This is a genomic window from Noviherbaspirillum sp. (assembly GCF_035654295.1).
In the GTDB taxonomy this organism is placed as follows: domain Bacteria; phylum Pseudomonadota; class Gammaproteobacteria; order Burkholderiales; family Burkholderiaceae_D; genus Noviherbaspirillum.
This window is the reverse complement of sequence record NZ_DASRXF010000223.1, coordinates 1-12,344: the sequence shown is the minus strand read 5'-3', so window position 1 is coordinate 12,344 and position 12,344 is coordinate 1. Positions and strand designations below refer to the sequence as shown.

16 protein-coding genes are annotated in these 12,344 nt (G+C 60.6%); 4 read left to right on the top strand and 12 right to left on the bottom strand.

What is annotated here, in order from left to right:
- The 3 genes from VFF99_RS20900 to VFF99_RS20890 all read right to left on the bottom strand — a co-directional run.
- Positions 1–215 (bottom strand): ABC transporter permease subunit (locus VFF99_RS20900; RefSeq protein ID WP_414691567.1); only part of this gene is annotated, 215 nt, incomplete at its 3' end.
- A gap of 713 nt (positions 216–928) precedes the next feature.
- Positions 929–1,870, bottom strand: coding sequence for a 4-hydroxy-3-methylbut-2-enyl diphosphate reductase (gene ispH / locus VFF99_RS20895; protein ID WP_325020857.1), 942 nt, complete (start codon positions 1,868–1,870; stop codon positions 929–931).
- A 33-nt stretch (positions 1,871–1,903) separates the two neighbouring features.
- Positions 1,904–2,356: a peptidylprolyl isomerase gene (locus VFF99_RS20890; RefSeq protein ID WP_325020856.1), complete on the bottom strand. Its 453-nt coding sequence runs from the start codon at positions 2,354–2,356 to the stop codon at positions 1,904–1,906.
- Between the two features lie 162 nt (positions 2,357–2,518).
- Between VFF99_RS20890 and radC the strand changes: the two genes are divergently transcribed.
- The 3 genes from radC (at position 2,519) to rpmG (ending at position 3,759) form a co-directional block, all read left to right on the top strand.
- Positions 2,519–3,193 (top strand): RadC family protein, encoded by a 675-nt coding sequence (gene radC / locus VFF99_RS20885; RefSeq protein ID WP_325020855.1) that lies wholly within the window; start codon positions 2,519–2,521, stop codon positions 3,191–3,193.
- 138 nt (positions 3,194–3,331) lie between these two features.
- Positions 3,332–3,568 carry a 50S ribosomal protein L28 gene (gene rpmB, locus VFF99_RS20880; RefSeq protein WP_324898181.1) on the top strand — a complete coding sequence of 79 codons (237 nt, stop codon included), beginning with the start codon at positions 3,332–3,334 and terminating at the stop codon, positions 3,566–3,568.
- 23 nt (positions 3,569–3,591) lie between these two features.
- Positions 3,592–3,759, top strand: a complete 168-nt coding sequence (gene rpmG / locus VFF99_RS20875) for a 50S ribosomal protein L33 (protein ID WP_220810504.1) — start codon at positions 3,592–3,594, stop codon at positions 3,757–3,759.
- Positions 3,760–3,891: 132 nt separating this feature from the next.
- On the opposite strand, the gene VFF99_RS20870 is transcribed toward rpmG, so the two are convergent.
- The 7 genes from VFF99_RS20870 to VFF99_RS20840 form a co-directional block, all read right to left on the bottom strand.
- Positions 3,892–5,085, bottom strand: a complete 1,194-nt coding sequence (locus tag VFF99_RS20870; protein ID WP_325020854.1) for a DesA family fatty acid desaturase — start codon at positions 5,083–5,085, stop codon at positions 3,892–3,894.
- A gap of 113 nt (positions 5,086–5,198) precedes the next feature.
- Positions 5,199–6,536, bottom strand: coding sequence for a mechanosensitive ion channel family protein (locus VFF99_RS20865; protein WP_325020853.1), 1,338 nt, complete (start codon positions 6,534–6,536; stop codon positions 5,199–5,201).
- The gene (locus VFF99_RS20860) at positions 6,533–7,087 is read right to left on the bottom strand and encodes a phospholipase D family protein (RefSeq protein ID WP_325020852.1); all 555 of its coding nucleotides are present in this window, start codon (positions 7,085–7,087) and stop codon (positions 6,533–6,535) included. The genes VFF99_RS20865 and VFF99_RS20860 overlap by 4 nt, the downstream gene beginning before the upstream one ends.
- Positions 7,084–8,340 carry an RsmB/NOP family class I SAM-dependent RNA methyltransferase gene (locus VFF99_RS20855; protein WP_325020851.1) on the bottom strand — a complete coding sequence of 419 codons (1,257 nt, stop codon included), beginning with the start codon at positions 8,338–8,340 and terminating at the stop codon, positions 7,084–7,086. The genes VFF99_RS20860 and VFF99_RS20855 overlap by 4 nt, the downstream gene beginning before the upstream one ends.
- Positions 8,341–8,349: 9 nt before the next feature.
- Positions 8,350–8,979 carry a phosphoribosylglycinamide formyltransferase gene (gene purN / locus VFF99_RS20850; protein ID WP_325020850.1) on the bottom strand — a complete coding sequence of 210 codons (630 nt, stop codon included), beginning with the start codon at positions 8,977–8,979 and terminating at the stop codon, positions 8,350–8,352.
- A gap of 85 nt (positions 8,980–9,064) precedes the next feature.
- On the bottom strand, positions 9,065–9,463 hold the full coding sequence (locus VFF99_RS20845; protein ID WP_325020849.1) for a barstar family protein: 399 nt from the start codon (positions 9,461–9,463) through the stop codon (positions 9,065–9,067).
- 61 nt (positions 9,464–9,524) lie between these two features.
- Positions 9,525–9,899: a ribonuclease gene (locus VFF99_RS20840; protein ID WP_325020848.1), complete on the bottom strand. Its 375-nt coding sequence runs from the start codon at positions 9,897–9,899 to the stop codon at positions 9,525–9,527.
- Between the two features lie 280 nt (positions 9,900–10,179).
- Between VFF99_RS20840 and VFF99_RS20835 the strand changes: the two genes are divergently transcribed.
- On the top strand, positions 10,180–10,521 hold the full coding sequence (locus tag VFF99_RS20835) for a hypothetical protein (RefSeq protein ID WP_325020847.1): 342 nt from the start codon (positions 10,180–10,182) through the stop codon (positions 10,519–10,521).
- Positions 10,522–10,562: 41 nt separating this feature from the next.
- On the opposite strand, the gene VFF99_RS20830 is transcribed toward VFF99_RS20835, so the two are convergent.
- On the bottom strand, positions 10,563–11,777 hold the full coding sequence (locus tag VFF99_RS20830) for a patatin-like phospholipase family protein (RefSeq protein ID WP_325020846.1): 1,215 nt from the start codon (positions 11,775–11,777) through the stop codon (positions 10,563–10,565).
- A gap of 100 nt (positions 11,778–11,877) precedes the next feature.
- On the bottom strand, positions 11,878–12,344 hold a 467-nt coding region (locus VFF99_RS20825; RefSeq protein ID WP_325020845.1), incomplete at its 5' end, for a gamma-glutamyltransferase.

The window sequence follows — 12,344 nt, the reverse complement described above, 5'->3', positions numbered from 1 at the left end:
ATCCCGAGCTTGACGATGCCGGGCAGGTCGGGAGCGACCGTCTGCAGGATCTTGAGGATGGTGACGCCCATCATGGCGCCGATCATCAGCACATCGCCGTGCGCGAAGTTGATCAGATTCAGAACGCCGTACACCATCGTGTACCCGAGCGCGACCAGCGCATACATGCTACCTAGCACCAGTCCGTTGATGATTTGTTGGATAAATGTATCCATGGTTTGCCTACTCTCTATAAAGATCGTTCAAATCGTTCTGCAACTTCATTGCCTGGGCAATGTGCGGTCGCAGCAAAATCGTTTGAGATAACAAAAACGGCACCCGGGGGAATGCCTCGAGGTGCCGCTTTGATGATTCATTGTTTATCTGCAAAGATTTGCTGCGACAATGCGAAAAGCGGGGGTGGTCTGGATGCGCATGATCGTGTCTCCTTTGCCGTCTTCGGTAGAAAAACTTTTATAGTTAAGTGTTACCTTGTGAGCGCACCTGAACCGGGCGGCATTATACCGAACCTGTTCTCGTATGAAACATTATCGCGGGCATCTTTACGTAAATCGCTGCGGAAGCAACAACAAATCCAGTGGAAGTGTTGGAAGCCTTGCAACGATAGCCGTTCCATGCCTGCCCGATCCGCTCTCCGCAAACACTCCGCACCCCTTTATCGCTCTGGATGCGTGTTATTCACTTTATATTCAAAAAAGCAAAAAACATCCTGAATATTTGCGGGAGCCGACTAGCGTCATGTCCATACGCTGCGCCACCTCTGCGCCGTCGCCATGCATGAACTCTCTGGGCCATGTCTGCGCCGGTGCTGCCTGCAGCTGCAATGACTGAATGACTAATTCATTGCAGGCTGCATCATAACGATGAACGCTAAAAACAATTGATGGAAATATCGGAGCGGTCCTGAATTAAATTCCGGGCCGCTTGCCTAGACCGGGCGCGTCGCCGATAAACCTTTTGGCATGGGGAAAGTCACGTTTTCCTCGACGCCCGGCAGAGGGCGCACGCTCTTCGCACCGAGCTCCTTCAGGCGGTCGATGACGGCATGCACGAGCACCTCGGGAGCGGAAGCACCAGCCGTGACGCCGATACGGGCGGCGCCTTCGATCCAGGCCGGATTGACCTGATCTGCGTTATCCACCATGTAGGCGGCGGTGCCCTTCTTCTCGGCGACCTCGCGCAGACGGTTGGAGTTGGAACTGTTCGGGCTGCCGACGACGATCACCACGTCGACCTGCGGCGACATGAATTTGACCGCTTCCTGGCGGTTCGTCGTGGCGTAGCAGATGTCGCCCTTCTTGGGCTCCGAAATGTTCGGGAAACGGCGCTTGAGTGCCGCGATGATATCGGCGGTGTCGTCCACCGACAGGGTGGTCTGGGAGACGTAGGCGAGCATGTCCGGGTTGGACACCTGCAGCCTGTCGACATCCGCGACGTTCTCGACGAGGTACATGCCCTCGTCCGCCTGCCCCATCGTGCCCTCCACCTCCGGATGCCCGTCGTGTCCGATCATGATGATCTCGCGTCCTTCGCGGCGCATCTTGGCGACCTCGACATGAACTTTCGTCACGAGCGGGCACGTCGCGTCGAACACCCGAAGGCCGCGGGCCTCCGCTTCCACCTGTACGGCTTTCGAAACGCCGTGCGCCGAAAAGATCACCGTGTTCCCGGCCGGCACTTCATCGAGCTCCTCGATGAAGATCGCGCCCTTGCTGCGAAGATCGTTGACGACATAGGCGTTGTGCACGATCTCATGGCGCACGTAGATGGGAGCGCCGAATTCGGCCAGGGCGCGCTCGACGATTTCGATCGCGCGGTCGACGCCGGCGCAAAAACCGCGCGGCTGCGCGAGCAGGATTTCCTTATCCATGTTCTGAACGACCCGAAGGGATAGATTGCAAGCTTAGAGTATGCCGATGATACGGACTTCGAACTTCAAAGTCTGCCCGGCGAGCGGATGATTGAAGTCAAACAGGGCGCTGTCGGCATCGATGGCGCGCAGCACGCCGGCAAACTGGCCGCCGCTGGGGGCGTTGAATTCGACCAGGTCACCGACCACGTACTGCTCGCCGCCCGAATTCTCGTCGAGCGTGGTGCGCGACAGGCGCTGTACCAGGTCTGGGTTGCGCGGTCCGAATGCCTTCTCCGGGGGCAGCTCGAACACGGTGTGCTCGCCCTCCTGCAGTCCGAGCAGGCACTCCTCGAGGAACGGCGCCAGCTGTCCGGTGCCAAGTTGCAGCGTGGCCGGGTTTTCATCGAATGTACTGACAATGTTATTACCGTCCACGGACGCCAGGCGGTAGTGCAGGGTCAGGTAAGACGAGGGGGTGACGACGGAAACGGAAGGATTGGACACAAAAACTCCGGGTGAGAAGTGATAACCCGCTATTGTATGCCACTACGCCATTCGGACGGCGCTTTCGGAAACGGCGCCGGGTGCGGCTACGCATCATCAAATTGATATTTTTACAATTTTCTTCCTATAATTGCCCTCCCATCGCTTCCCCCTCTTTCCGACATGGCAATTTCCGATTGGCCCGAAGACCAGCGCCCGCGCGAGCGGCTTATCGTGCACGGTCCGCAAATGTTGTCGGATGCGGAATTGCTGGCGGTTTTCCTGCGCGTGGGCGTCAGCGGTAAAAGTGCGGTCGACCTTGGGAGGGACATGATTGCGCACTTCGGCTCGTTGAACGGCCTGTTCGCGGCCAGGCTCACGGAGTTCGGCAAGCTCAAGGGACTTGGCTCGGCCAAGTACGCACAGTTGCAGGCGGTGATGGAACTGGCGCGGCGGGCAATTGCGGAAGAACTGCGCACCGGCGAGACGCTCGGCTCGCCGCAGGCAGTCAGGACCTACCTGCAGCTGCTGCTCGCGAGGCGCCCCTATGAATCCTTCGCCGTCCTGTTCCTCGACGTGAAAAACCGGCTCATCGCCGCCGAGGAATTGTTTCGCGGGACCCTGACGCACGCGAGCGTATATCCGCGCGAAGTCGTGAAAGCCGCCCTCGCCCATAATGCGGCGGCGGTCATTCTTGCCCACAACCACCCTTCCGGCTCGCCGGAACCGAGCGCCGCGGACAAGTCATTAACCCGGGCCCTCAAGCAGACCCTGGCCCTCGTCGACGTGCGCCTGCTCGATCACCTGATCGTCGCTGGCAGCCTCGCCTATTCGTTCGCGGAGCACGGTGAAATATGATTTGAGCCACGGGGGCAGATTGTTAAATTTGACGAAAATCTTACGACACAATTGTTTTTCGCAAGTCATTGAAAACGCACATTTTTTTCGTTATACTCTCGTCTTTTCCGAAATCCGGATATTTTTAAGGAGTCAATCATGGCACGTGTTTGCCAAGTCACCGGGAAGGGGCCGATGGTCGGCAACAACGTTTCCCATGCGAACAACAAGACCAAGCGCCGCTTTCTGCCCAACCTGCAGAACCGTCGCATCTTCGTTGAATCCGAAAACCGCTGGGTTTCCCTGCGCATCTCCAACGCCGGCCTGCGCGTGATCGACAAGATCGGCATCGACGCAGTCCTCGCCGACATGCGTGCTCGCGGCGAGAAAATCTGAGCGGAACCTAACAGGAAATCATCATGGCTAAATCTAACCGCGACAAAATCAAGCTGGAATCGACCGCAGGTACCGGTCACTTCTACACCACCACGAAGAACAAGCGCACCATGCCGGAAAAAATGACGATCATGAAGTTCGATCCGAAGGCACGCAAGCACGTGGAATACAAAGAGACCAAGATCAAGTAATCGATCCGGTTTCGGTATCAAGTCAAAAGCCCCGCACTCGCGGGGCTTTTGTTTTGGTGCTTGTTCAACCTGAATCGAAAAAAAACGCGGCCCGGAATTCCGTGGCCGCGTCTTCTTCGGGTCTACGCCGCGTCACGCATAACTGCGCAGGCGCGAGGAAAACTCCTGCAGCGACTTGATGCCGGACGCTTCCGCCCGTACGCACCAGTCCTGCAGTTGCTGCAGCAGTTGCTCCCGGCTGGAGTTCGAACGCTCCCAGATGGCGCCGAGCTCGACACGCATTTCGTGCATGGTCTGGAGTACCTTGCTGTGCGCGAACAGCTCGCTCAGTTGCTGCTTCTGCGGCGCTTCGAGCTTGGCCGGCTCGCGCTGAAGGAGCTTCTTCGCGTTCTTCAGGAATTTCGTCTCGAGGTTGGCCTTGCCCTTCAGGTGCTCGAATTCGTCGCGCCATGCGTGCTTGACGGATTTAGCATACTTGGCCATCACGTCATAGCGGTTGGCGATCACTGATTGCAGCGTATCGAAATCGGCCACGACTTTCTTGCGGTCGAACTTCGGCTCCGGGGCAACCTTCTTCACCTTGGCGAGGCCGAGAGTTTCGAGAATGCGGATGTACAGCCAGCCGATGTCGAACTCGTACCACTTCGACGAAAGCTTGGCCGACGTACCGTAGGTATGGTGGTTGTTGTGCAGTTCTTCGCCGCCGATGATGATGCCGAGCGGGAAAATATTGGTCGACGCATCGGCGCAGTCGTAATTGCGGTAGCCCCAGTAGTGGCCGATACCGTTGATGATGCCTGCGGCGGTAATCGGAATCCAGAGCATCTGCACCGCCCAGACGGTCAGGCCGATGACGCCGAACAGCATGACGTCGATGATGAGCATCAGGCCCACGCCCTGCCAGGAGTACTTGCTGTAGATGTTCCGCTCGATCCAGTCGTCCGGCGTGCCGTGGCCGTACTTCTCCATCGTTTCGCGGTTCTTCGACTCCGCACGATACAGTTCCGCGCCTTCCAGCAGCACCTTCCGGATGCCGCGAGTCTGCGGGCTGTGCGGATCTTCCTCGGTTTCGCACTTGGCGTGGTGCTTGCGATGGATCGCCGCCCACTCCTTGGTCACCATGCCGGTCGTCATCCACAGCCAGAAACGGAAGAAATGGCTGGGGATGGCATGCAGCTCAAGCGCGCGATGCGCCTGGCAGCGATGCAGGAAGATCGTCACGCTGGCGATCGTGATATGCGTCACTACCAAGGTGTAAACGAGGATCTCCCAGCCGGAAGCGCCGGAAAGACCATCGGATAGAAATGTGAGTACTGCGTCGAGCATTGTGTGTCCAGTCTGTGAGTTTCAGGTGAAATGCATCCGGATAATCCGCTGGAAGCCCTCTGTCAGCGAAAAACCGTCCGCCAGCCTGCATTTCGGCCACGATTTTACGCTGTTTATGGCGTCGCCGTGACGCGCTCGGTCTTCAACGTCCGGTTTTCGGCGCCAGAAACCGGGTCGAGCAGCCTGATTTCGCGCTGCGGATAAGGAATCTGGATCGCATGTTGTTGCAATTTTTTCCAGATGGCGCGGTTAACATCGGACAGCACATTCGAGCGTCCGTTCTCGGGATCCGCAATCCACCAGCCCACCTCGACTTCAAAGCCGTCCGGATCGAAACGGATCAGGAATGCCTGCGGTGCAGGATCCTTGAGCACCCGGGTGATCCCCGCCGCCGTTTCCTCCACCAGTTTCAGGACGGCCTCGATGTCGCTTTGGTAAGAAACAGAAAGCCGGGTCGAAAGCCTGAGCATGCGGTCGCTCAGTGAATAATTCTGCACCGGGCCCGAGAGCAGCATTTCGTTCGGAACCACGGTCTCGATGCCGTCCATGCTGCGCACGATGGTGTAACGCGTATTGATCTGCGTTACCTGTCCGTAATATTTGTCGACGGTCACCAGGTCGCCGATGGCAAGGCTGCGCTCGATGAGGATGACGAAACCGGATACGTAGCTGCTGACGATCTTCTGCAGGCCCAGGCCGAGGCCGACGCCGAGCGCACCGCCGAACACGGACAGCACCGTCAGATCGATGCCGACAAGCGACAGGCTGATCAGTACGGCCAGCAGGATCAGTATGGCGCGCCCCAGCCGGGCGGTGACCGCACGCAGCGAGGAATGAACCGCGTCCATACGCATCAGGCGCTCTTCGAGCACGGCGCTGGCCCACAGCGCGAGGACGAGAGTCACGATGACCGAGGCCGCCGCCTGGACAATGATGAGCAGCGAAGTCTTGTGGCGCCCGACCGGAATCTGGGTCCGGTCAAGGAAGTCGACCAGCTCGGGCCACAGGCCGGTGATGTAGAGCGCAACCCCGCACCATACGACGGTAGCGAACGCCTTCTCGAAGGTGAGCAGGAATTTCCCCGCCTTCCCCTCGCGGGCAAAGATCCTGCGCAGGACATAGAAGGCCAGGCGGATCAGTGCGAACGATCCCACCAGGGGAATGGCGACGCGCAGCAGGCTGACGTTTTGCCATTGCTCGAGCACCAGCCTGGCCAGGGCAATCAGCGACAGGGCAACGAGCGGCGCCAGTACGCTGGCAAAGCTCTCGACCCCGATCCTCATCACGCGCAGCTGCATATCCTGGGCGCTGAGGCGGTTGCGCAGCACGCGCCCGATCGCCCAGCCCAGTGCAAGGCAGGCGACCAGGATCGTCAGCTGCCAGAGCAGGCCGGGATCCCTCAAGTCGGTCCATAGGTCGGTCAGCAGATTGGAAAGCAGGTTCTGTTTCATTTCTTGAAGGGTGTCGCCTCTTGCCGGTGCCTCGCCCAGTTCTCTGCATAGCGGGCGGCGAGCGCCGGATTGTTTCGTGCAATCAGGATGTTTTCGGCGTTCTTGTGCTGTGCCGTCCAGGTGAAATTGAAGCTGCCCGTCACTGTCGTTGCGCCCGGATCGTCTGCGTCCACGATGATGACCTTGTTGTGCGCATTCTGGTACCGCGTCTCGAGCCACACAGGCACGCCGGCCGCGGCCAGTACGCCGGCGGTTGATGACGGCACCTTCTCCAGCTGGGCGCCATCGACCAGCACGCGCACGTCGATGCCGCGGCGATGGGCATCCACAAGGGTAGTGGTGATCTTTTTACTGGTCAACAGATAGGCCTGGACCAGGATCTGGCTGCGGGCGCCGGCAAGGACGTCGATGACAGCCGTCTCGACGTCGTCCCAGGGCGCGAACACGGCCTGCAACGACGCTTGCACCGGCGTGGCTGCCGGCGTAATAGCCGCGCTGCACAGCGCGGCCAGGAACAAGCAGACGGAGGCAAACCGAGCCCGCCCGGTCATTTCCTGCGCTCGAACACCGCGGCGAAGAAACCGTCGGTCTGGTGGACATGCGGGTACAGCTTGAGGTAATCCCCCATCTCGAGCGCGACCTTCTGCTCGGCCAGCACGTCTTTCATGGGGACGAGGGTGAAATCGGCATGCGTCGACAGGAATTGCGCGGCGATCGCTTCGTTTTCCTCGTCGAGCAGGCTGCAGGTGGCATACACCAGCCGGCCGCCGGGTTTCACAAGCCGTGCCGCGCTGGAGAGGATGGCCTCCTGCTTGGCATTGAGCTCGAGCACGGACTCCGGCGTCTGGCGCCACTTCATGTCGGGATTGCGGCGCAAGGTGCCAAGGCCGCTGCAGGGAGCGTCGACCAGGACGCGGTCGATCTTGGCGGCGAGCCGCTTGATCTTGGCATCGTTCTCGTGGGCGATGGCGACCGGGTGCACGTTCGAGAGCCCGCTGCGCGCCAGACGCGGCTTGAGCTTGGCGAGGCGCTTGTCCGACACGTCGAATGCATAGAGCCGTCCGGTGTTGCGCATCATGGCGCCAAGCGCCAGGGTCTTGCCGCCGGCGCCGGCGCAAAAGTCCGCAATCATCTCGCCGCGCTTGGCCCCGAGGATCTGTGCCAGCAGCTGGCTGCCCTCGTCCTGCACTTCAATTGCACCATCCTTGAACAGCGGCAGGTTCTGCAGTGCGGGTTTTTTCCGCAGGCGCAAACCGTAAGGCGCGTATGGCGTCGGCTCGGCGTCGATCGGCGCCTTGGCCAGCTCGGCAATCACCTCCTCCCGCTTGGCCTTGAGGGTATTCACCCGCAGGTCGAGCGGCGCGGCCCGGTTCAGGGCTTCGGCAAGCTGCAACGTGGCGGCTTCCCCGTCCCGGGCGACCAGCCGGTCGAAAAGCCACTGCGGGAGGTTGGCGCGCAAGGTCACCGGCAGGGAATTGCGGTCGATCTGGGCAATGCGTCCCAGCCAGTCGGCCTCTTCATTCGACAGGCCGCCAAGCGCGTCGGCGCCCAGCGCATCGGCGAGACCGAGCAAGGCAAGGCGGCGCATCGCCGGTCCGTGCCCGGATTCGGCGAAGCTCGCATAGCTGAGCTTGTTGCGCAGAACGGCATAGATGCCTTCGGCGATCGCGCCGCGCTCGCGCGGCCCGAGCTTGGGATGCTCGCGGAAGTAGCGGGACAGGATGACGTCGGCCGGGCCTGTGAAGCGCAGGATTTCCCTCAGCGCTTCTTCGGTATGGCCCACGACTGCGGGGTGCAATCTCATGGAATTCTTTCAGGTAGTGGCAGGCTTGCCTGCCGCGTGGTCGACACGGACGAGGCCGTTTTCGATGCTCAGCCGGTCTTCGATGAACCGGCGTACGGACCGCGGGTAGATCACGTGCTCCTGCGCTAAAACGCGCTCGGCCAGCGCATGTTCGGTATCTTCGGGCAGGACGGGAACGACCGCCTGTTCGACGATCGGCCCGTGGTCGAGTTCTGCGGTGACGAAGTGCACGGTGGCACCATGGAACTTGACGCCGGCGGCCAGTGCCTGGCGATGCGTCGCAAGGCCCGGGAAGCTGGGCAACAGTGATGGATGGATATTCAGCATGCGGCCGGCGTAATGTTCGACGAATGCCGGCGTCAGGATGCGCATGAAGCCTGCAAGAACGACAAGATCGGGGGCGAACTTGTCGATCTCGGCGCGCAGTGCGGCGTCGAAATCATCGCGGCTCGGAAAGGACTTGCTCGGCACCACCGCGGTCGCGATCCCGTGTTCGGCTGCGAAGGCCAGCCCTTCGGCATCGGCGCGGTTGCTGATGACAGCGGCGATCCTGCACGGCCATTGCTCGGACTTGGCGGCACGGACGATCGCCTGCATGTTGCTGCCGCGCCCGGAAATCAGGATGACAATATTTTTCATGGCGCGCATTTTACCGTACGCAGGATCGGCCCTTGAATAAAAAAGCCGGCCGCGCACGGCCGGCTCTTCAGGGAAGGCGTGAATCCTACTGGAATGAATAGAAGACGCGGAAGGCGACCTTGCGCTCCGCCCAAAAGTCAGCCGCGTCGCGGAAAACGTCGAGCAGGGTCTCGCGCGCTTCCTTGTCGAATTTCGGAGTATTGGGCAATTGTTCGAGGACCACGAGAAAACCGGGTTGCGGGCCGGCCTTGTAAGCGAGATCGGTCAGGCAGTCGCCGAGCGCATCGAAGTTCTTGCCGAAATGGCGCGGGAAGTGGAAAGCCGTGGCGATGCGCGTCAAGACCTGCTGCTTGGTCGTCGCGTCGGCGCACCACGCATACAGGAAATGCTGGCCCAGCCTGGCAGCCTCTTCCTGCAGTTCGTTCACGCGGAATGCACGGATCGACTGAACCACGTTGGGCGGCACCGTTTTAAACAAGCTCATGTCATCCTCGGCTCGTGCGATTAGCTGGACGGGATCGTGCAGTGACTCGATACGCATGTTGTTACTCTTTGATGCGCCGGAAGGTCGCATAGTGGTCGTCGGTGTAATAGTATTCGCCCGATGTCGCCGGATCCCCACCCGTAACGATGCGCCGCGCTCCGCGATTGCGCGCGCCGGGGGTCTTCACCGTGAATTCGTGATAATACCCGCGCTTCTGCTTCGGCAAAACCCCTTCATAGTTCCGGAAAACACTGCCGTCCTTGGGGTAGGGAAAGGGGCCGCCCTGCTTGATCAGGACCAGGGTTTGCCGGGCTTCTTTCGGCAGGTCCTTCGCGGCGATGACACCGAGCTGCTCATGGCCCCGCGCGAGGGCGTTGGCAGAAAGGAAAAACGCCAGGACGAGGAACGTCCAAGTTTTCAGGAACTTAGCAATCATCGTTACTCGCCTGCCCGGCTGTCAGAATGTCAACATTTGCTTTTTTCGGGATTACGTAGGGTAACGTGTTGTCAGAAACGAAGCAAGCCTCGGCGGTCAATTTCGAATATGTTTTCAAGCACTTAGGTCACATTCGGTTGCCGCCATGGCAACGCCGCTTGAGCCCGGACATGCCTGTTCACAATTTGTTGCAATAGTTACTTGCCTTTGAATAATTGTTCGTAGTCGCGGAATGGGGGTTTGACGTTTAATAGCTCAGGAAAACCTCAAGGAGAACCTCATGAAGCAATTCCTGCAATCGTCCCTGCTCAAGTGGATTGCCGCGGCGGCGGCGGTGATTGCCGCCCCGGTGGCCGGCGCAAGCGATGTCAGCTGGTCCGTCAGCGTCGGTTCACGTTATCCGGCGCCCCAGGTGTACGCACCGCCTCCGGCAGTGGTCTATGTCCAGCCGCAACCGGTGTATGTGCGTCCGCGTCCGGTCTACGTGCAACCGGCGACGGTCGTGCAATATGGCCCGACTTACTATGTTGAGGACCGCGGCCACAGAAAACACAAGCACGGCCACTGGAAGCACCACCATCGCGGCCATCACGGCCATCACGGGCATCGTTACGATTATTGAGCCCGGCAAGGCACGCGCGCGCCCGCGCGTGCCTTTTCCTTTCAGGCCGTTTTTGCCAGCGGCCACGGCGCAACCACGCCATCCTCGTTCATGCCGAAGAAAGCCAGCACATCGGCCTTTCTTGACATCGCATCCTTGCGTCCCAGGCTGATCAACTCCGAAGTAAAGCTCGATTCAAACAGCAGGTAGGACGCCAGCGCGCTGCCGCTTGCCTCGGTCGCGCCGATCGCGCCCAGCAGCATGCGCACCGGCCCGGGCAGGCTCTGCACATGGCGGCTGGCAATCTCATCCAGGCGTTCCGACGGCGCGATGATCAGCAGCTCGACCGGGCGCAAAGGTGTCCTGCCCCTCTGCTCCTCCGTCAGGACGGAGAGGGTCAGGTTGATGCGCGTCATGCGCTCGATGTCGACGGCCAGGCTGTCGAGAAAGATGCTGGACATGGCATGCCCGCCGATCTGCGCGAGGCTTGGATATTGCGCGACCTCGCCGGTTTCGCTCTGCGGTTCGCTCAGCCGGCCGGCACCGATCACCAGCACCTTGTCGGCACCGAGATGAATGGCGGGAGAGATCGGGGCGAGCTGGCGCATCGAACCGTCGCCGCAAAACTCGCGCTTGCCGTTGCAGTAGATCGGCGTCGCGGGAAAGATCAGCGGAATGGCGGAGGACGCAAGCAGGTGTTCTACCCCGATCTGGCTGCGCAGTGCGATGCGCTGCGAGCGCACCCAGGGCTCGATCTCGGCCTCGGACTGGAAGAAGGTGATGTGGCGGCCGGCCGAATAGGACGACGCCGTGACCGCCAGCGCATGCAGCGCTCCCCGCGTCAAGGCGGTATCGAGGCGCGGAAAATCGAGCATGCGGTTCAGCAGCGTGACGAGGGGCGTGTTGTCTAGCAAAGAATTGGGCGGATTCGCCCGCCATTTGCGCAGGAGCCAGCCGAAGGAAAGCAGCGACAGCCAGCGCGCGCCCGAGCGCAGCACGCCGAGCGAGTCGGCGCGGTAAACCTGCTCGGCCGTGATCTGCTCCCACACGCCCGTCACCTTTTGCAGCCCCTCGTCGAAATTGTCTGCGTGGCAGGCGAGCGCGGTGGCGTTGATCGCCCCCGCCGAGGTCCCGCAGATGATGTCGTAGGGGTTGCGCTCCGGAGACCAGCCCGCGGCGCGCAGGATATCCGCCACACCGGCGAGCACGCCGACCTGGTATGCGGCGCGCGCTCCACCTCCCGTCAGGACCAGTCCCGTTTTCTTCTGCTTTCCCATAGTAAAGAGATTAGCAGGCGATGCGGGACTTGGGGAGAAACGCTACTGCGTATGGCTGAAAAACGACGCTGTGTGGCGGCGTGCAGTGCCTTGCGGCGCCCTAATCGCCCTTGACGATTCCCTCACGTCGCGGGTCGGCGCCGCCGAACCACATTTCCTCGCCGTGTATGGTCGTACGCATGATGCCCTGCAGGCCCGAGGTCTGTTCCATCTGGCGCACGTTGTGCCCTTTCGCCTTCAGCTGCTCGACGACGCTGTCGGGGAAGCGGCCCTGCTCCAGTTCCGTCGGCCCGTTGCGGCTGCCGAAATTCGGAAGGCTGATCGCTTGCTGCACGTTGAGCCCCCAATCCATGGTCCCGACGAGCACCTTTGCCACGTAATTGATGATCGCCGACCCGCCGGGAGAACCGGTGGACAGCACAAGCTTGTTCGTCCCTCTATCGAACACCAGCGTCGGCGCCATCGAACTGCGCGGCCGCTTGCCCGGTTGTACGCGGTTGGCCACCGGGCCGTTGGCATCAACGGGATCGAAGGAAAAATCGGTGAGCTGGTTATTCAACAGGAAGC